This is a genomic window from Paenibacillus sp. N3.4 (assembly GCF_008017805.1).
Classification (GTDB): Bacteria; Bacillota; Bacilli; order Paenibacillales; family NBRC-103111; genus Paenibacillus_E.
Genome location: NZ_VRTT01000082.1, coordinates 12,350 through 32,256 on the forward strand (window position 1 = coordinate 12,350; position 19,907 = coordinate 32,256).

The 19,907-nt window shown below is 42.2% G+C and carries 13 protein-coding genes and 3 pseudogenes; 14 read left to right on the forward strand and 2 right to left on the reverse strand.

The window, feature by feature from the left end; all coding sequences use genetic code 11:
- Positions 1-554: 554 nt before the first annotated feature.
- The 7 genes and pseudogenes from FU659_RS28860 to FU659_RS28890 all read left to right on the forward strand — a co-directional run bounded on the left by FU659_RS28860 (position 555) and on the right by FU659_RS28890 (position 7,943).
- Entirely contained in the window at positions 555-2,294 is a 1,740-nt protein-coding gene (locus FU659_RS28860) for a sensor histidine kinase (RefSeq protein ID WP_187274463.1), read from the forward strand.
- Positions 2,294-3,391 carry a response regulator transcription factor gene (locus FU659_RS39385; RefSeq protein ID WP_147950736.1) on the forward strand — a complete coding sequence of 366 codons (1,098 nt, stop codon included), beginning with the start codon at positions 2,294-2,296 and terminating at the stop codon, positions 3,389-3,391. The genes FU659_RS28860 and FU659_RS39385 overlap by 1 nt, the downstream gene beginning before the upstream one ends.
- Positions 3,392-3,489: 98 nt before the next feature.
- Positions 3,490-4,792 (forward strand): annotated as a pseudogene (locus FU659_RS28870) (ABC transporter substrate-binding protein).
- An 82-nt stretch (positions 4,793-4,874) separates the two neighbouring features.
- Positions 4,875-5,759, forward strand: a complete 885-nt coding sequence (locus tag FU659_RS28875; protein ID WP_147950737.1) for a carbohydrate ABC transporter permease — start codon at positions 4,875-4,877, stop codon at positions 5,757-5,759.
- Positions 5,756-6,580, forward strand: coding sequence for a carbohydrate ABC transporter permease (locus FU659_RS28880; RefSeq protein WP_147950738.1), 825 nt, complete (start codon positions 5,756-5,758; stop codon positions 6,578-6,580). The genes FU659_RS28875 and FU659_RS28880 overlap by 4 nt, the downstream gene beginning before the upstream one ends.
- 135 nt (positions 6,581-6,715) lie before the next feature.
- Complete coding sequence (locus FU659_RS28885; RefSeq protein WP_147950739.1) at positions 6,716-7,186, forward strand: heme-degrading domain-containing protein; 471 nt, start codon at positions 6,716-6,718, stop codon at positions 7,184-7,186.
- 64 nt (positions 7,187-7,250) lie between these two features.
- Positions 7,251-7,943: an NAD-dependent epimerase/dehydratase family protein gene (locus tag FU659_RS28890; protein ID WP_147950740.1), complete on the forward strand. Its 693-nt coding sequence runs from the start codon at positions 7,251-7,253 to the stop codon at positions 7,941-7,943.
- Between the two features lie 130 nt (positions 7,944-8,073).
- Here the strand turns inward: FU659_RS28890 and FU659_RS28895 are convergent, their stop codons facing one another.
- A complete protein-coding gene (locus FU659_RS28895; protein ID WP_147950741.1) occupies positions 8,074-9,342 on the reverse strand; it encodes an MDR family MFS transporter in 1,269 nt (422 codons plus the stop codon).
- Between the two features lie 579 nt (positions 9,343-9,921).
- Between FU659_RS28895 and FU659_RS28900 the strand changes: the two genes are divergently transcribed.
- The 7 genes and pseudogenes from FU659_RS28900 (at position 9,922) to FU659_RS37790 (ending at position 18,951) form a co-directional block, all read left to right on the forward strand.
- The gene (locus tag FU659_RS28900) at positions 9,922-10,908 is read left to right on the forward strand and encodes an ABC transporter ATP-binding protein (RefSeq protein WP_147950742.1); all 987 of its coding nucleotides are present in this window, start codon (positions 9,922-9,924) and stop codon (positions 10,906-10,908) included.
- Positions 10,905-11,876 carry an ABC transporter ATP-binding protein gene (locus FU659_RS28905; RefSeq protein WP_147950743.1) on the forward strand — a complete coding sequence of 324 codons (972 nt, stop codon included), beginning with the start codon at positions 10,905-10,907 and terminating at the stop codon, positions 11,874-11,876. Before FU659_RS28900 ends, FU659_RS28905 begins: the two co-directional genes overlap by 4 nt.
- A 49-nt stretch (positions 11,877-11,925) precedes the next feature.
- Positions 11,926-13,589 (forward strand): annotated as a pseudogene (locus FU659_RS28910) (ABC transporter substrate-binding protein).
- 88 nt (positions 13,590-13,677) lie between these two features.
- A complete protein-coding gene (locus tag FU659_RS28915) occupies positions 13,678-14,682 on the forward strand; it encodes an ABC transporter permease (RefSeq protein WP_147950744.1) in 1,005 nt (334 codons plus the stop codon).
- Positions 14,683-14,696: 14 nt separating this feature from the next.
- Entirely contained in the window at positions 14,697-15,587 is an 891-nt protein-coding gene (locus FU659_RS28920; RefSeq protein WP_261808117.1) for an ABC transporter permease, read from the forward strand.
- Between the two features lie 404 nt (positions 15,588-15,991).
- Positions 15,992-17,680 carry a methyl-accepting chemotaxis protein gene (locus FU659_RS28925; RefSeq protein ID WP_187274464.1) on the forward strand — a complete coding sequence of 563 codons (1,689 nt, stop codon included), beginning with the start codon at positions 15,992-15,994 and terminating at the stop codon, positions 17,678-17,680.
- Positions 17,681-18,336: 656 nt separating this feature from the next.
- The gene (locus FU659_RS37790) at positions 18,337-18,951 is read left to right on the forward strand and encodes a hypothetical protein (protein WP_261808118.1); all 615 of its coding nucleotides are present in this window, start codon (positions 18,337-18,339) and stop codon (positions 18,949-18,951) included.
- A 789-nt stretch (positions 18,952-19,740) separates the two neighbouring features.
- Here the strand turns inward: FU659_RS37790 and FU659_RS36555 are convergent.
- Positions 19,741-19,907, reverse strand: a pseudogene (locus FU659_RS36555) (IS4 family transposase); the annotation flags it as partial.

Here is a 19,907-nt window from a genome sequence, read left to right on the forward strand (position 1 = left end):
AACGGTTCAACCTTAAGATGTGTACAGAGTTACATTTTTGCAGTCTATGTTGTTTTTAACCTTTCACTAGGTTTTGAATATTCTTTTGTTGTATGCTAGACCTAGGGATGATTATTTGGATTTATACAGAAAATTTAATGAGGGGATTTAGATATTGTGGATAAATAAAAATACGGCGGATAGTTCCTCAGGAAATATGGGGTTTCGATGTGCAGCTGATGTTTAGATAAATGATTCACTAATATTGATAAAAGAAAACAGAAATTACAAATAAAGGAGCTTGTCGAAGGGGATTATTCTTCGATAAGTTCCTTTTTGCGGGGTTGCCAAAAGAAAATCGTTTTATTCTCGAAATCCATGATCTTTACACTGAAGAATCATCTAAGCAACGGAGGCGTATTGATGTAAATTTATTGATGATGTAACATAAGATTAAGCGCTTTACCTTTTTGGGGAATAGGATTTGTTATTTATGCTTAAGTTAAAAAAAAGGAGATCAAATGATGGCATCCAGGGACATAACACGGCGGTTTCAAATTCCATTTCAAATAAGTATGAGATACAAGCTTATGGTTTTAATGGTCATTGTCGCTGTTTTGCCGTTAACCTTAGTCACAATCTTTGCTGCCAAAACCACCAAGGAATCATTAAGTTTGGAAATTATTCGTTCCAATGAGGCAAGAATGGATTGGGTTGCCAATTATTTTGAAGAGAAATTCGGTCAATTACATTCGGTAGCTTATTCTCTTCTCATGGACACAAACATATTTCCGCTTACCAAAGGTGAATCGACGACCGTTGGAAGCGGTTTGGATGAAGGAAAGTTATATATGGATGAAAAGCTAAGATCCCTGTATATCGCTAACAATAGTCACATTGCCCGGATCTCGCTATATCTGAATGATAGGCAGCGCATGTATATCGTCGATAAAGATGCCGTTCGGTCTACCGAACAAGGGGATACGCCCGTTGGGAATTGGAAAGAAATATCCAATAAACCTCAAACGATAAATAAGATTGTGAAATCTGAACACAATAATTTTACATTGGCACACAGTATGAATCGATTTGAAAATCAAGAGATTTTGGGCGGCGTGTTCATCGAAGCAAGATGGAAAATGATGGATAGTGTTATTGGCATGATCCACTCGGAGCCCAATAGCCAAGTGCTTGTTTTGGACGCAAAAGGAAACATCATGTACAATCCTTATCCCGGGCAATCGACGATTGATCCAGATATGCTGGGAAAGGTGATAAACAGTCCCATGGAACCTGGTTATGTAGAGTCCAAACAAGGCATTTTGTTTTATCAGCCAGTTGCATCCGCGGAGCTTTGGATTGTAAAATTTATCCCGATCAGCTACGTAACCCAGGGTGCTTCTAACACATTAAGCTTTAGTTTTTATACAGCTATGGCGTCTGTACTTCTGGCTATTGTCCTTTCTGTATTGATTGCTTATTTCACGACTAAACCGATTATCCGATTGACGAGATCAATGAAAGCCGTGGAGCACCAGAATTTCAACGTGGGTGTCGATAAGATACGAGGCGATGAAATCGGTACGCTGGAGAGACGGTTTAATTCCATGCTGCAAAAAATTAAAGAGCTCATTCAAATTGAGTATAAAAGTAAGATTGAGAAGCGAACCGCGCAACTCAAAGCCATGCAGGCGCAGATTAATCCTCATTTTCTGTATAATGCGATGCAATCTATCGGCGGGGTTGCCCTCTCCCGGAATGCGCCAGAAGTATATGAGCATGTCAGAGCCATTAGCGAGTTATTTCGTTATACGATTAAAATAAAATCGGATATTGTCACATTAGCCGATGAAATGGAACATGCAACCAACTATTTGCAAATTCAAAAGCTGCGCTTTCAGAGCATGCTGAACATTCAAATGGACATGGAAGAAGATTGTGGAATTTACGATATTCCGAAATTTACGCTCCAACCCATTGTGGAGAATTGCTTCGTGCATGGTTTGGAAGGCGGTCAAATGGAAGAATGGATGGTATCCATCACCGTGGAGAAATTGATGGATGAAATCGAAATAACGATTGAAGATAACGGTTTAGGTATGGATGAGGTGCGTTTGGGGGAAATTAGGCGACAATTAGATCATAGCGGTGAGGATCAGGAATTTGGGGAAAGTATGGGAATGAATAATGTAAATTCGCGGATCAAGCTTATTTTCGGCCAAGAATATGGTGTGTTTGTCACAAGCTCCAAAGGTGCCGGAACGATCGTCAAAGTTGTTATACCGGCAATCATCAAGGGAAAGGGGACGTTATAATGAAAGCTGTCATTATTGATGATGAATTTTGGGTTCGTAACAGCATCAGGCATTTAGCTGATTGGGGGCGCCTGGGTATCCATCAAATTGAAGAAGCGGAGGAAGGAATTAGCGGTCTCAAACTTATCGCGCAAATTCATCCGGATATTGTCATTACGGACATGAAAATGCGCGGGATGGATGGTGGGCAGCTTCTCCAAAAAATAACGGAGGACTATCCGTTTATCCGCAAAATTGTGATTAGCGGCTTTGATGATTTCACCTACACCAAACAGGCTATTTTATCCAAAGTGGATGAATATTTGATCAAGCCAATCAATCCGGAGGAGCTGAATCGGGCTTTAGAGAAAGCGGTTCGGGAGCTTAGCGTAACTCAGGGCATCCACGCGGCGAAGCCGCTGGACAAGCCGTTATTAAAATTCATCACGGAGATGAAACATATCATCGCTAGAAATTTCCAGGAGATGAACATAGAGGCGGTTAAGCTCAATTTTAAGCAGCTGGAGCAAACGTTGAACGATCAAGAGCTTTTGCAGCCGGGATTGAATAACTCCCTCTACAAACAATTCATGCTGCTTTTGGAAGAGCAATCTGCCTTGTCAGGCAGCGATTTAACAGTAGAAGCTCAGGAGAGTGCCAGCTATTATTTGGTTACGGATGGCACATCGGTGTCAGAATGGGTCAACGTTTTATCGAACGCATACGCAGGGAGCTTGGAGCAATTAATTCACATAAGGAAAAATAAAACCCGAATTAATATCGATGAGATTCGGAATTTTCTTGATCTTTCTTTTGCAGAGCCAATCAATCTTGGCACGATAGCTAGTAAATTTTTTGTCAGCAAAGAACACATGTCTCGTACCTTTAAACAAGAAATTGGCGTTACTGTCATGGATTATTTGGTTAACAAAAGGATTGAAAAAGCGAGCGAGCTTCTTAAAGGATCCTTCTGTATCTATCAAGAGCGCCGCAGAAACGGTTGGCTATTCAGATCTTACTTATTTTTATCGTATATTCAAAAAAATGACAGGCATGACACCTTCCCAGATTCGACAAAACGGTTAGGAAGTCCAAAAATGTGTTCAATGATATCATGATTGTCCAGTCAGAGATGCAGTTTCTGTCCAATGAATGGTGACGCTTTCTCTAGTATACTAAGACACGTAAGCGTTGCCATTACAAGGGAGGCTATAAAATGAAGAAAGCACTTACAATGATTATTGCACTAAGCATGTTGGGTTCTACAGTAGCTTGTTCTTCCGGTCAAGGTACATCTAGCGCTGGTGAAAACAGCACATCTAAAAGCGGGGATGCACCTAAAAAAGTAGAATTGAAAGTATTTCTTGGCGGTTTGGACCGCTTTAGGGACCAATTTGAGAAGTACTTCGCTGCATTCGCTGAGAAGGAAAAGAAGGAAAAAAATATTGAGGTTACGATTAACACCGAGTACCCAGGCTCCGATAATGCCACACAAATTTTGAAAACGCGACTGGCAACAGGCGATGTTCCGGATATATTCAGCCTTCATGCCGTGAACGACATTCCGGATTACTATAAAGCCGGTTATTTGGAAGATTTAACGAAACAACCGCTTTCGGATAAGCTGATTGATGGCATCAAGTCGCTCGTGACGATTGACAACAAAGTTGTAGCGGTTCCGCTTGAAAGCTTGTCGTGGGGTTACCTGTACAACAAAAAAATCTTTAACGATCTGGGCATCAAACCGCCTTCCACATTGACAGAAATGAAGACAGTGGTACAAACATTAAATGACAAAAAGATTAAGCCGTTTATGCTCAGCTACAAAGAAAGCTGGATTCCTCAGTTATTCTTGCCTCTCACGATCGGCGGATTAGGGAATTCAAGCCATAAGGATTTTGTTGATAAAATGTACAAAGATCAAGGAAGCTTTGCAGAAGTGAAAGATATGTTCGGTATCATTGATCTTGTTAACAGCAACGGCACTGAACGTGCATTTGAAGTTGGCAATGATGACGGAGCTGCTGATTTTGCCGCAGGTAAAGCGGCCATGTGGGTCCAAGGTCCCTGGGATGCGGACAGTCTTTTGAAAGCAAACAGCAAGTTCGAATTTGGGGTTGCTCCTCTGCCTATCAATGACGATCCAAACGCCACACAAATTAACGTTTCCGTTTCGACTTCCTTAGCGATGGCTACTAAAACCAAAAATAAAGAAGTTTCGGCAGATCTTTTGAATTTCATATTGGATGATCAAGCATCAAACGAACTGTACCAAGGCATGAAATTCAATCCAGTGTCCAAAAACCACTCTTTCAAACCATACCCTTGGGTTGAGGATGCATCCGTGTATGTGAACAAAGGACAGGCCTTTAAGGATCCTCAAATTCCAGCAGCAGTGAAGGACGAATCAGGCAAAGCGCTTCAAGCCTATTACAGTAAAAAAAATGTCCGCAGATGAGGTTATCAAGGATCTGGATAAAACCTGGAAAGACGCAAACGCTATAGCCAATAAAAAATAAAGAATGGAAGACATATTGTGCCTTGCCCTGATCCGTAAAAAATTAGGTCAGGGCACGAGATTTTCCTAAGGAGTGAGCCCACGTGCTGAAACGCCTTGCTAAAAAACATACTTCCTTGATCGTATTCGTGCTTCCCGCATTTATCTTATATGTCATATTTATGGCGATTCCGATGCTTCAAGGCTCTTATTACAGCTTTACGAACTGGGATGGCTTGAATAAAAATTACAGCTTCGTTGGCATACACAATTTCATTGAAGCCATTCGTGATGATGCCAATTTCCGCTCTTCGATTCTGTTCACAGCTAAATATGTGTTATTTGCTGTTATTTTTCAGAATGCCATCGCCTTGCTGCTTGCTTTATTGATTGAATCGCAAAGCAGAGGAAAAGGATGGCTGCGTACCATTTTTTTCTTACCCAGTATGTTAAGTATTATTATTAGCACATTCATGTGGGTATTCGTGTTTACCAAGGTCATGCCGGCATTGTCCAAATATGCAGCTTTAACTTTTCTCAATGTTTCCTGGCTTGGCGACCCGAACATCTCGTTCTGGACAATTATGCTTGTCTCCGTTTGGGGCGGTATAGGCACTTTAATGATTATTTATATGTCTGCCATTCAAGGCATTCCACAGCATCTCAAGGAAGCGGCTATTATTGATGGAGCCAAACCTTATCACATGCTGCGTTACATCATTTTACCTCTGATTGCGCATGCGCTCACGATCTGTATTTTTCTTACCTTAAATAATTCATTTAAAGTGTATGACCTTGTCTATGCTTTAACAGGCGGTGGTCCTGCCCGGGCAACTCAAGTTATCTCTATGAATATTTTGGAAGAGGCTTATCAGCGCAATTTCCGATATGGATATGCCAGCGCCAAATCGATTATTCTCTTCCTCATCATACTTGCAATAACGTTGGTCCAAGTTTCTTTCATGAAGAAGCGGGAGGTGGAAGCATGACTAGACGGACGTACGCAGGGCTGTCTCTGTTAGCTTTGGCGGTTCTGGCTGTATTCTTCCTTTTCCCGATTTACATGGCTGTGTTGAACTCCTTTAAAACACAAGGAGAAATGTACAGCTCCGTGCTGGGGTTCCCTGTCAAGCTGCATCTTGAAAACTACGTCCAGGCTTTCAAAAAGGCGAATATGCTGCAAAGCGGCTGGAATACGATTGTTGTAACGGTCACAGGTATTGTAGTCATCGTGCTGTGCAGCTCTTTAGCAGGATACAAGCTTTCCAGGACGCCGGGGAAGCTCAGCAATGCGATTTTTATGCTTTTCGTATCTTCCATGCTGATTCCTTTTCAAACCATTATGGTTACATTAACGAAAATGGCCAAAACGCTAGGGCTTCAGGGCTCTCCGTTTGGATTAGGCATTTTTTTCGCCGGACTAGGCGTCAGTATGGCCGTGTTTCTTTACCACGGCTTTGTAAAAGGGATTCCGCGGGAATTAGACGAGTCGGCCAAAATGGACGGATGCGGGGAAGTGAAAACCTTTTTCCTTATCATTTTACCGCTATTGCTGCCGATTACATTTACGATAGGCATTTTAAATTTATTGTGGTTATGGAACGATTTCTTACTTCCGGTGCTGATGCTTACCGATTTCCGCCAATATACGCTTGTCTTGACAATCAATATGTTTTTTGGCAAGTATAGTCGGGAATGGTCGCTAATTCTGGCTTCATTAATTTTATCTTCGATTCCGATTGTCGTCATTTTCGCCATCTTCCAACGCTGGATTATTCAAGGGATTACGGATGGCGCTGTAAAAGGATAAGGTTTTACACGAAGTATGTCCAACCATCTTGATGAATTATCTCTCAAGATGGTTTTGCTTTATAAATTTTCTCATTAGCGTGTATAATTCAATCAGGTACAATCATTTATTTGACAAGAAAAGGAAGTGCTCCCTATGGATCAAACCGATGCTTTATTACAGACTTTGCTTCAGGAAGAAGCTGATCTCCAATTTCCCCTTTTCACGAATGAAACCGCCTATAGGGTGGGGAACGGAATCATAGAAAAGGCGATGCGAGATAATAAATTCATCGTTGTGGATATTCGAAGAAATGGCGAGTTATTATTTTACAGTAGAATGGAAGGCACATCCTCTCATAATGATGAATGGGTTTCCTGGAAAAATAATGTGGTTCGTCACTTCGGCCACAGCTCTTACTATATGCACGTATTTCTGAAATCAACGGGCTCTGACGTGGAAGCCTCCGGGCTTAACCCCATTGACTATAAGGCAGAAGGCGGCGCCTTTCCGTTGATTTTGAAGGATGAAGGAGTTGTTGGCACGATCACCGTTTCAGGATTACCTGGTGACCAAGATCACAACATGGTGACTTCTGTGTTAAGGGAACTGTTGGACAACGCCTGAATAATGATGCCCTAAACCGTAAATAGGAACGGCTGAATAGCTAATGAAGGAGTATGAAGCTCTTATGCGTACAGCAAATGATAGGGCAAGAAAGAAAATCAGAGTTATCCTTACAGGTGCTACGGGAATGGTGGGAGAAGGTGTTTTACATGAATGTCTGAAGCACTCGGATGTAGAACATGTATTGGTTATCAATCGCAGGCCATGCGGCATTAACCATCCCAAACTGTCCGAGATTGTACATGCAGATCTTTTTGATTTATCCTCATTTGAATCGCAATTGAGCGGGTACAATGCTTGCTTTTTTTGCCTAGGTGTGTCGTCGGTCGGCATGGATGAAGCTGCATATAGCAGAATAACCTATGGCCTGACTTTGTATGTCACCGGCCTCCTATCCCAATTAAACGCTGATATGGTCTTGTGTTACGTGACCGCTGGTGGGACGGATAGCACCGAAAAGGGGAAAAGTATGTGGGCCCGCGTGAAGGGGAGGACGGAGAACCATCTTTTGAAGCTGCCATTCAAGAAAGCTTATATGTTTCGTCCAGGTTATATTCATCCGACCAAGGGATTAACGAACGCTCATCGCTATTACGCGGCAATAACTTGGATGTATCCGATTCTGCGATGGCTCATTCCCAAACATGTCATTACCTTGGAAGAAATGGGGAGAGCGATGATTCATCTTGTGAGTCAGGAACATGAGGGTACCATTCTGGATAGCCAAGAAATGGCGAAAGTCGCCCAGATGCGATAACATATCTGCTAATAGGATGGGGAAGTAAATGGCCAACATCCATTTGGGTGATAAAATGCCGAAAAACAGAGGGACTGTTCTTGATGACAGTACCCTCTGTTTGCGGTTTTTGGTCGTTATGTTGGGTTTATTAATAGGAAGCCTGACGATCATGATAATTAAACATGGAGTTGTATAGGATTGCGGACAAGACAGCAAGCCCTGCGAGCAGACCGAAGGTCCACGAGAAGCCAATCCATTGGCTAAGCGGAATCGAGAGCGGTGCGATTGTGCGCCCGAGTGTAAAGCGAAGGCTTGATGCCGCAAAATATTGGCCTCGCATATGCTCGGGAGCCAATCTGGACACGAATGCCTGCTGAGGACCAGCGGACATGAGTTCAGCCAACGTGAATACTGCAATCGCCAGCGTGAATCCCCAGAAGGTAGACATTTGATTAAACATGGCGATTCCTAGCGCATAAAAAAGTGCCCCGCCAATGAATACATAACGATCGCGATAAGCAAGCATCCATTTGGTCACCAGTACCGTAAAGAGTGCAACCAATAAACCGTTCTCCGAGACGATCAATCCAAATAACTGTTTCCCTGATAGCTGTAAATCCCAATCGCCGTAAGCGAATATGGTTGTTGCATGAACGGTCTCTTGCAAGAAAATCGGAAATAAAAGGTCCAACTGCATGAAAGTTTGGGCAAGCAAGACACCCGCAAGGACGAACAGCAAGAATACACGATCAGCGGCAATGATTTTGTAGTCACGCAATTGCGCAATCAGAAACTGATACCAGGGTTGGCCGGTATTCGAGCGGTTGAGGTCGGCCACTTGATCGGGCAGCGATTCTTTTAAGGCCCGGCTCATTAATACAGCGAGAATCAGGCACACCCCAGAAGCCACGGTCAGTAAGGCATAGGGATTGTCCGCGTACAAAATAGATCCGAGCAAAGGGCCTATCACAACAGCAATATTAGTAGCCGTATAGAAGATGGCAAAAACGCCGGAGCGGTGTTCTTCTTTGACAACATCCGCCACCATAGCTTGGCTTGCCGGCCAATACAAGGAGCCAAAAAAGCTGGCTATAGTAAATCCTATGAATCCAATGACCGGCATGGATATCCAGGGAGCAGCAGCAAATGCAAAGATGCCGTATCCGAATGCTTGTCCACAAGAAGCGATAATCATCATTCTTTTGCGACCGAAGCGGTCTGCACAATAACCTCCTAATAAATTTGCCAGTACAGAAAACGCTTGGGACATAATTAGGAGTACCCCGGTTAATGCTTTACCAAAGGAGCTTGCAAAATAGATGGACAAGAAAGGAAAGAATGTCCAAAAAATAATGTTGAAAGTAAATTCTCCGCCTAGGCGGATTTTGAGATTCATATCCCAATCTTTCATTCGCATTGTAACTTACCTCTGGTTGTAAAGTTAGTTCTCATTATACTGTCATCCTTTCTGTTAAAACATTGTGGGGGAGATGGTTGCTTTTTTTGAAAAAAAAGGTTTCTAAGGCAACTATTTTGAAAGCGTTTAACGATGCCGTGCGTAAAGTTTTTTTGTTGAAAAATGAGTTTGAATCGAGTCGCATTTTGATTAAAAAATATTTTTATTGACTAATGGTAAATTAAGGTATTACAATATCAGCAAAGACTGAAATGTGTCAGTTATTATCACATGCAATCTTTCCATGATTCTCAAATTTCTAAAATAAATGTTTTCCTCAAAAAAGTTTACTCCCCTTACTCCCATTCACCATGATTACTCACAATCATTTGTCTACCCTTAATAAATCCAACTAGAATTCCACTCCTACTTCTATGTTCCGACACTACTCATCATCATGCCATATATTCCTCCAAAATTAAATGACCTTTGTTCAATAAATTTCGCGGCGGTCGTAGATCGGTTGCGAATTGTCCTTTTGGTTACAAGGAGCTAAATCCATTTTCTTGTTATGTGAAATTAATATAGGAGGATATATGTATGAAGGATATGCTTCTTGAAATCCAAGATCTCAAAACGTATTTCGTGACAGATCGAGGTGAAATCCCCGCGGTTGATGGTGTGGACCTATACATATGTAAAGGTGAAATTGTAGGAATTGTCGGGGAATCAGGCTGTGGAAAAAGTGTTACCTCGCTTTCCATTATGAATCTGATTCCTCAACCTCCCGGAAAAATGAAAGGTGGCTCCATCCTTTTTAAGGACGAGGACCTGACGAAAGCAAAAGAAAAACGAATGAAAAAGCTTCGTGGCAATGAAATTTCTATGATTTTTCAGGAACCGATGACTTCGCTCAACCCGCTGCTCACAGTTGGAGAACAAATCGCGGAAGCATTTCGCCTTCATCGGAATGCGAATCGCAAGCAGTCACGCATACAGTCGGTCGACATGCTCCGACGTGTCGGTATTCCGCGTCCCGAGCATATTGCGGATGAATATCCGCACCGATTATCCGGAGGGATGCGACAACGTGTTATGATCGCTATGGCGCTTTGCTGTGAGCCTGAATTGCTAATAGCCGACGAGCCGACAACAGCTCTGGACGTGACGATTCAAGCACAAATCCTTGATCTTATGAAGAAACTTAATCAAGAGATGGGAACGGCCATCATGCTTATTACACACGATCTTGGCATTGTTGCCGAAATGTGTGATCGGTTAGCTATTATGTATGCGGGGAAGGTGGTGGAGGAAGGACCTGTGAAGGATATTTTCAGGAACCCTCGACATCCCTATACCAAAGGGCTCATTCGTTCCATTCCAAGAATGGATATCGTTCAAGATCAGTTATATTCCATTCCCGGTCATGTACCTTCGCCCGGATCGATAACGCAAGGATGCCGGTTTGCACCGAGATGCGAGCACGCCATGGAAAAGTGCCATACTCATATGCCGGATTTAAAGTTGGTCGATTACCATCATAAGTCGCGCTGCTGGCTGGACGAACAAGGAGGCGCTGCAGGGTGACGAAGCCTTTACTGGAAGTAGAACATTTAAAAACATATTTCCCAATACGCTCCGGATTTTGGCAAAATGTCACGGGGTATGTAAAGGCTGTTGATGATATTTCCTTTCGTATCTATGAGGGAGAAACGTTTGGCATTGTTGGTGAAAGCGGTTGCGGGAAATCAACGGCAGGAAGATCGCTCTTAAGACTGATTGAACCGACAGAAGGAAAAATCGTATTCGACGGTAATGAGGTTACCAACGCGACGAATCTACAGCTTCGAGCTATGCGTCGTCACATGCAGATCGTGTTTCAAGATCCGTTTGCTTCGCTGAACCCACGACATTCGGTTCGGCGCATCCTGGAGGAGCCGTATATCGTTCACGGTATGGCCAGCGGGAAAGAGCTTTTGGAACGAGTTGTAGAATTGATGAATGTGGTGGGACTTCATAGCGCACAGCTAGATCGCTACCCCCACCAATTTTCAGGCGGTCAACGGCAGCGCATCTCAATCGCGAGAGCGTTGGCGCTGAATCCAAAGCTGATTGTAGCAGACGAGCCAGTTTCTGCACTTGATGTATCCATTCAGTCGCAAATCCTGAATTTAATGCAGCAATTGCAACAACGGTTGGGGCTAACCTACATATTTATTTCTCATGATTTAAGCGTGATTAAGCACTTCTGTAATCGTGTAGCGGTCATGTACTTGGGTCGGATCGTTGAACTTGCCGACAAGTCGTCCTTATATCGAGAGCCGAAGCATCCCTATACGAAGGCTCTTTTGTCTGCTGTGCCGGTGCCGGATCCGTTCATCCGCAAAGAGCGCATTATTTTGCAGGGAGATGTGCCAAGCCCATCTAATGCCCCGCAAGGCTGCGCCTTTCATACACGTTGTCCAGCTGCTATGGAGCGTTGTAAGCAAGAACGCCCGATTCTAAGCACAGTGGCTGACGGTCATCAAGTGGCGTGTCATCTCTACCCCGCCTAGTTGGGGGAGGGCACAAATATTAAATGGAAGATGAAAGGGAGGCAGCACATTGAAAAAATGGATACCAGGTGGTCTAGGGCTAGTATTTGCCATTTCGCTTGCGCTTGCAGGGTGCAGCAGTGACAACAAAGAGGTGAAGACAAGCGAGCCAGCGAAAACGAACACGCCGAAAGCGGAGGCGAAGGCAGAGGGAGGAGCTAAAAAGGTCCAGGATACGTTGATCGTAGGGCGTGGCGGAGATTCCGCAGCACTGGATCCATCCATTGTAACGGATGGAGAATCATTTAAAGCAACGCAGCAAATTTATGATACGCTCCTTGATTATAAGGACGGTACCACTGAAGTGCAGGCAGGCCTTGCAGAAAGCTGGAAAGTATCCACAGACGGTCTCATTTATACATTCGTACTTCGTAAAGGCGTCAAGTTTCATGACGGAACGGACTTTAACGCTGACGCGTCGTATTTAACTTCAATCGCTGGAGAGATCCCAAAAGTCCTGTGAAATTCCAAGGCGACTCCTTTGATTACTATACTTCACAGTTCGGCGGTGAAAAGGACGATATCATTAAAGAAATCAAAGCCGTTGATGCACAAACCGTTCAGTTTACGCTGAATAAGCCGCAAGCGCCCTTCCTGCAAAACATCGCCATGCCTTGTTTCGGGATTGGCAGCCCTAAAGCGATTCAAGATAAAAAAGAGAAATTTAAATCGGAACCGGTGGGAACGGGTGCATTTGTTTTTAAAGAATGGAAGCGCAATGAATCCATCACACTTGAAAAGAACCCAAATTATTGGAAGCAAGGCTTGCCGAAGCTGAACAAACTTATCATCCGTTCCATTCCGGATAACTCTGCGCGTCTCACAGCCTTGAAAAATGGCGAGTTGGATTTGATTGAAGGGGTAAATCCAGACGATGTAAAAAATATTGAAGCCGATAAAAACCTTAAAAAACTTGTTCGTCCGCCTTTCAATGTGGGTTATGTGGGCTTTAACTTAAAACATAAGCCGTTCGATGATGCGAAAGTTCGCGTAGCATTAAGCTATGCGGTGAACAAAAAAGCGCTTGTACAAGCTTTTTATGGCGGTAATGCGGATGTTGCTGTTAACCCTATGCCGAAGTCTCTCTGGGGACACAATAACGATATTAAGGACTATGACTATGATTTGGACAAGGCGAAAAAGCTGCTTGCTGAAGCCGGATACCCGAACGGTTTGCCTGGCGAGTACACGTTCTATGCGATGCCGGTACCGCGTCCTTACATGCCAGACGGTAAGAAAGTCGCCGAAGCGATCCAACAAGATTTTGCTAAAATCGGCGTGAAAACGAAAATCGTTTCACCGGAATGGGCAACATACCTCGACGACACGAAGAAAGGTGAGAAAGACGACATTTATATGCTCGGCTGGAACGGTGATAACGGGGATCCCGATAACTTCCTTTACGCACTGCTTGATAAAACGAATGCAGGCGGCAACAATAAATCGTTCTATTTGAGTGAAGATGTTCACAAATTGCTTGCTGAAGCACAATCGATGAATGATCAAGCTAAGCGCATCGACAATTATATGAAAGCGCAAGTATTAATTAAAGCTGACGCTCCATGGGTGCCCATTGCTCACTCAACGCCGATCTTAGCCGGAAAAGCGACAATTGATGGTTACGTTCCATCCCCAACGGGCAGCGAATCCTATGAAACAGTAGTCTTCAAGTAAAGGTAAGACTAATCTAGTACAAATGAAGGGGAGGCAGGCACCCAATTCCTCCCCTTATTACTTCCCGCAAAGCAGGTGTGAACCGGATATGGTATCGTATATGATCAGACGTCTTCTCCAGCTTGTGCCCGTGCTGCTCGGAATGACCATTATCGTTTTTGCTATCATTCATGCGATTCCCGGCGATCCTGCTGAGACTATTCTCGGTGAAAAGGCCAGTGAGGAATCGAAGCAGGCGCTCCGGCTGGAACTTGGTCTGGATCGTCCGGCAGCTGTCCAGTACTTCTCGTATTTGGGAAGTTTGCTTCACGGTGATCTAGGAACCTCGATTCGCACCAAAGAACCGATAGCCAAAGAAATGAAGCCGTATCTGGCGGCAACGCTTGAACTTACCTGTGTGAGCATGCTTATTGCTGTCTTTTTTGGCGTGAATGCGGGCATTCTGAGTGCCTGGAGACAAAATTCATGGTTTGATTTTACGAGTATGCTAATCGCTCTCATCGGGGTATCCATGCCCGTCTTTTGGTTAGGTCTAATGGAGCAGTGGCTGTTTTCACTGAAACTGCAATGGCTTCCTTCCATAGGACGTGTGGATGTGCGCGACCCGGTTGAGGCAGTAACTCATCTATACATCATTGACGCTTTTATTGCCGGACGTCTGGATCAAGTTTGGACGGTTATCAAACACCTGATTTTGCCAGGCATTGCGCTTGGAACGATTCCGATGGCGATTATTGCTCGAATGACGAGATCAAGTATGCTCGAAGTGCTCCGATCTGACTTTATACGAACGGCCCGTGCGAAAGGAGTATCCAAGTTTTTTGTCGTATACAAGCATGCGTTCAAAAATGCACTCATCCCGGTCATCACGGTGATAGGTCTCCAAATAGGTTTGCTGCTGGGTGGTGCCGTATTGACGGAAACCATTTTTGCATGGCCGGGGGTTGGACGCTATATTTATGAAGCGATTGCTTCTCGTGACTATCCTGTTATTCAATCGGGGATTCTGATCATTGCTTTTATATTCGTGATGATCAATCTGCTGGTCGATCTTCTGTATGCAGCAATAGACCCTCGCATCAGCTACAAATAAGGGAGGAATGATCGTTGGCACAAGCCGTGTTGCACATAGAAACAAAACATACGAAGGTTGTTACCTCAGGCCCATGGAGAGAGGGCTGGCGGGCTTTTCGCCGTAATAAGCTGGCTATGCTCGGGATGATCATGATCCTCTTTTTTACAGCTGTTGCATGTTTGGCTCCGTGGATCACCCATTACGATTATAAAGAACAAGTGCTGCTTGATCGTCTTCAAGCCCCGAGCGCTGCGCATTGGTTCGGAACAGACGACTTGGGCAGAGATTTGTTCACGCGTATCGTATACGGCACACGCATCTCGCTCTGGGTGGGAATTACCTCCGTTTTCGGCTCTATCGTGGCAGGTACGTTTCTCGGTATTTTGGCGGGATTTTATGGCAGATGGGCGGATGTCTTGATCTCTCGTTTTTTTGATATTTTGCTGGCCTTCCCAAGCATACTCCTCGCGATAGCCGTTGTAGCCGTATTAGGGCCATCTTTACAAAATGCGCTGCTTGCCATTGCGATAGTGAATGTCCCCGTCTTTGGGAGGCTCGTTCGTGCGAAAGTACTTAGTCTTCGTACGGAAGAATACGTAACAGCAGCAAAAGCGCTCGGAATGAAAGACTCACGCATTCTTTTTATCCATATTTTGCCGAACAGCTTAAGTCCGATTATCGTTCAAGGGACGTTAGGCATTGCAACGGCAATCATTGAATGTGCTGCACTTGGTTTCCTGGGAATGGGTGCGCAGCCCCCTGATCCTGAATGGGGGAAAATACTATCGGATTCTCGACAATATATCCAGAACGCACCATGGACGGTTCTATTTCCAGGTCTATCCATCATGCTTACTGTGCTTGGGTTCAATCTCATCGGAGATGGGCTGCGTGATGTGCTTGATCCTCGAATGAAGCAGTAAAATGATTCATTTGTCTCTATAAGATCTAATTGAAGAGGCGCTTAGCCGATCTAAGGCCTCTTTTTTACGTTCAAATTAGCATAAAGCTGGAGAGAATGTTTCACTCGGCGATTTCCAGTTCTATTAAGTATGGAGATCTCATTTTAGCTACTCTATGTAAATGGATTTTTAAGCAATTTCATACAAATTTATGGCATATATATTCCAATTGGGAAGTGACTCAAACCCTTGTTATAACTGGCTGGAATTTTGGTTTGTTCGGAAAGACCTAGGTCGTAAGATTATGTGATTTACAAAAAAAAATAGCTGACATCATTGATTTAAAAGGGGGAATTCCCTTGTGAAAAATGGCTTATCATGGTAAGGTCGAATTGTGTCGAAAAAAGCAGAAAAGAGCGATGCCTATGAAACTAAACATTGGTATGAAAATAATAAGTGGATTCTTAATTATTGCCATTCTACTTGGAATCGTTAGTCTTTTATCTTTATATTATTTAAGGGAAATAGACGATTCCTATTCAGATTTAATTGATAGACGGGAACGCATTCTCTCTAACTCGAAGGATATGAGAGCAAGTACACTACAACAAATGAGCAGTTTACGCGATTTTCTGCTGACCCAAAACAAAGAAGGGTTGGATAAATTAAATCAAGCAGATAATGATCTAATGGAATTAATTACTTCTACTTCGAATTTGGTAAGACGTGATGTAGATAAAAACGACCTAAATAAACTAAAGGAACTAGAGCAACAATTTAAGAAGGGTGCCGACCAGGTAATTTCCTTAATAAAAGTAAATAAAGAAGCGGCAATAAAATTGGCGAATTCTGAAGTTATTCCAATCGGGCGTGAAATCGAGGATTTGTCTAGGAAGATTGCCGAAGCTCAACAAAAATTAGTAGATGAAAGTAGTAATAATAATACCTTGATGGTTGAATCTATTAAGACAACGATTCTGATAATAAGTATACTTGCCTTTATATTAGCTATTTTGATAGGTTTATTTGTGTCGAGACTCATCTCTAAACCAATCGTTCAAATAGCCAATTCAGCAAAGAGAATTGCATCAGGTGACCTGACTTTAGAAAATATGAAGGTGAGAAGCCGGGACGAAGTTGGCGAATTAGCTGATTCTTTTAACCAAATGGTCATTAATCTTCGTAATTTAATACTTCAAGTTAGTATGAGTGTTGAACATGTAGCATCATCCTCAGAAGAATTGACAGCGAGTGCTGAACAGACAAATACAGCAACAGAACAAATCTGTTCCGCCATTCAGGAAGTTGCTTCTGGAACAGAAAAGCAAATTGAAAGTATGACGGAAAGTGTCCAGGCAGTTAGGGAAATGTCAGCAGTAGCGCAAAAAATTGCGATTAACGCGCAAAATGTGTCATCTACAGCCTCGGAAGCAGCTGATAAGTCATTTGAGGGAAATCAAGCCATTCAAAAGGTTGATATTCAAATGAATTTTATTCATCAAACCATTAAGGACTTAGCTGAAGTAATCAAAGGATTGGGGGACCGTTCACAAGATATTGGCGAAATTGTCAGGATGATTACTGACATTGCGTCGCAAACGAATCTACTTGCTTTAAATGCATCTATTGAAGCTGCACGGGCAGGGGAACAGGGAAGAGGTTTTGCGGTGGTTGCAAATGAAATACGGAAATTAGCCGAACAATCCTCCCAATCATCTCAGCAGATTGCAGATTTAATATCAACCATTCAACAAGAAACGAATACGGCTACACAATCTATGGAAGCTGGAATAAAAGAAGTAAACGAGGGGATTCTTGTTGTAAATATAGCAGGAACATCATTTGACCATATTGAGCAATCCGTCCACAAAGTTGTTACTCAGATTCAAGAAGTTGCAATTGCTGCTCAACAAATGTCGGCGAGTACTGAGCAGGCAGATAGTTCAATGAATTACATTTTTAATATTGTTGAAGAATCGGCATCAGGCATACAACATATATCAGCTTCTACGGAAGAACAATTGGCTGCAATGGAGGAAGTTTTTTCATCTGCTTCTTCCTTGTCTAAAATAGCTGGAGAATTACAGAATCATATTGGCAGATTCAAAGTGTAAATGAATGTATCATTTACTTTCCCCCTTTTCACTAGCTAACCGGCTTTCTTGACCTCGAACTACTGCGGATGCTCCGCCATTTTACGTATCATCCTGGTGCATGCATCCCTTTAGCCTTCTGCACAAACTCTCCTTCGAAGGTGTTTACATAAAATTCTCATGTGAAAATAAAAGTAAAAGTTATAAATGAATGTTGTCTTTATGCAAAATAGTGAATAAAAATACAACAAGGCAAACGATAATGTTTATCGTTTGCCTACAAAACACAATTGATCAATTTGCAATAAGAAATATAAAAAAACAGTTTTGTCCGTTGTGTAATCTCAAAGAAAATTGAGAAATCTGGAAATGTAAATCGGATAAATTCTACAATTTCAGAAGGATTTTATCAGAGAAGAATTGCGTTTACTGAATCTAGTGATGTTCATTTTAATGATAAAATTGTAAATGAGGCTTTTCGTATTTTTATTAATTGGCCGCGATCATTTTATAATTTTTTGAAATATATATTTGGGATGGAGGAAGTGGTCAAAAAGTTTTAGATGCAAACTTAGGCAGCAAGTATATTAATGCATATCAGGCCAGTAAACTCATGGGTACGAAATCTAATAATTTTTCAACTCTAATTAATGAAGGTTTACTGAAAGGGAAAGTTGTTGTCAGGCCGTCAGCAAAGAGATTTAGCCCCAAAAAGTAATAGAAACCAGAGCAAAGATGAAACAGCAAAAAAACAGGGGTTCACTACAGTGAGAGAAGCGGCACTGAGATTAGAAACATCAAAAACAACAATGACAAAAAAAATTTTCAATGAAGAGTTAAAATTAATTAATTTTTATCATGCACAAAGATATTTTATTCAAACAACAAATAATCTAGTCTTATATAAAACCACATTCCAGGTGAAAATCTTGTTCGCTCAACTAAAGGGCAGGATTGCTGAATTGATGATATTCTTAAAGAACGAGGAGGAAAATGGAAAGAATATTTTGGGGAGTGATAACATGATAACAGCTTGGATTGGAAGTCTTACTTTTCTGGCAGTTGCTGTTTTGTATGTATTGTTAGCTTTAGGTTTGCCTTATGGAGATTTAGCAATGGGTGGGAAATACAAAGTATTGCCGAAACAAATGAGAGTTGCTTGTGCGATTTCTGTAGTTATTCAACTCATAGCAATTTTGTTTATATTACAAGCAGGCAATGTAATTTCGATCGGAGAAATAGAGACTTTGCAAAAGGGGGATGTTATTTCTTCGCATTTTATTTATTCTTAAATACTGCAATGAATGCTGTTTCCAAAAGTAAAAATGAAAAGCTTATCATGACACCTATATCATTTGTTACAGCCATTTGTTTTTTTATCACTGCGTTGAATGGTTAAGAAGCTATTCTCTAATTCGACTAACGGGACACATTAGCTCAACTTATGCTTTTCCTAGAATTCAGTTAAAGCACTTATAGCATGGGACACTGATCCAATCAAGTTTCCCTGTAATACTTGGCTGCAGGATTTAATCGTACACTTCGGAAGTATTGAAGGTAAGCAGTTAACCGGTGAAGCGTGGACCGTATTAGTTAGTATTACAGGTCTAATTGAAGGTATGTGGGATACATTTGCGGATGTACGATTTTTAGTCGATGATGCGCCGTGGCAAGATCTTGTCTGTGGATACACCTTTAGATTATGGGCTGGCAGAGAGGTTGCTACAGTTAAAATACTTTAGTTTGCAACAAGAGATTAACGGGCAGGATAGTTGAATCACTTCGCGAATACTTCAAATAAGTAAAATATGCGAAGTTCGCAGATTAGACGTTATATGAAATCGGCGAACTAATAATTAATACATAGATGTAATAACGATAGAGATTAAAAATTACAAATAAAAACAGGAATCGCAAAAATGATATTATAAATACATTAACAATTGATAAGGAAGTGAAGCCTCTGAAGATATTAAGATGGTTATTGAATACAATGATGTATATAGTACTTTTTTTTATCTACTGGATAATAAGTTATTTAATCATAAGTTTAAAGGCAATCTCTATTTTTAATAATTTACTCAACTTTCGCAGCTTAATTCTCCAAACAAACCCTTGATATAACAAGGCAAACCGGAGATCCACTCGCGGAGTTGACAAAATACCGACGACTTTTCGCGGTTGGTCTTTGCATGAGTCAGTTGAATAAATAACACCATGAGCTGTTGTAACGCTGTTTGGTAATCCA

Excerpts from the sequence above, each read along its gene's own strand:
- FU659_RS28925 (WP_187274464.1), top strand. The coding sequence starts at position 15,992 with ATGAAACTAAACATTGGTATGAAAATAATAAGTGGATTCTTAATTATT.
- FU659_RS28895 (WP_147950741.1), bottom strand. The coding sequence starts at position 9,342 with ATGCGAATGAAAGATTGGGATATGAATCTCAAAATCCGCCTAGGCGGA.
- FU659_RS28885 (WP_147950739.1), top strand. The coding sequence starts at position 6,716 with ATGGATCAAACCGATGCTTTATTACAGACTTTGCTTCAGGAAGAAGCT.
- FU659_RS28915 (WP_147950744.1), top strand. The coding sequence starts at position 13,678 with ATGGTATCGTATATGATCAGACGTCTTCTCCAGCTTGTGCCCGTGCTG.
- FU659_RS28890 (WP_147950740.1), top strand. The coding sequence starts at position 7,251 with ATGCGTACAGCAAATGATAGGGCAAGAAAGAAAATCAGAGTTATCCTT.
- FU659_RS28860 (WP_187274463.1), top strand. The coding sequence starts at position 555 with ATGAGATACAAGCTTATGGTTTTAATGGTCATTGTCGCTGTTTTGCCG.
- FU659_RS39385 (WP_147950736.1), top strand. The coding sequence starts at position 2,294 with ATGAAAGCTGTCATTATTGATGATGAATTTTGGGTTCGTAACAGCATC.
- FU659_RS28900 (WP_147950742.1), top strand. The coding sequence starts at position 9,922 with ATGAAGGATATGCTTCTTGAAATCCAAGATCTCAAAACGTATTTCGTG.
- FU659_RS28880 (WP_147950738.1), top strand. The coding sequence starts at position 5,756 with ATGACTAGACGGACGTACGCAGGGCTGTCTCTGTTAGCTTTGGCGGTT.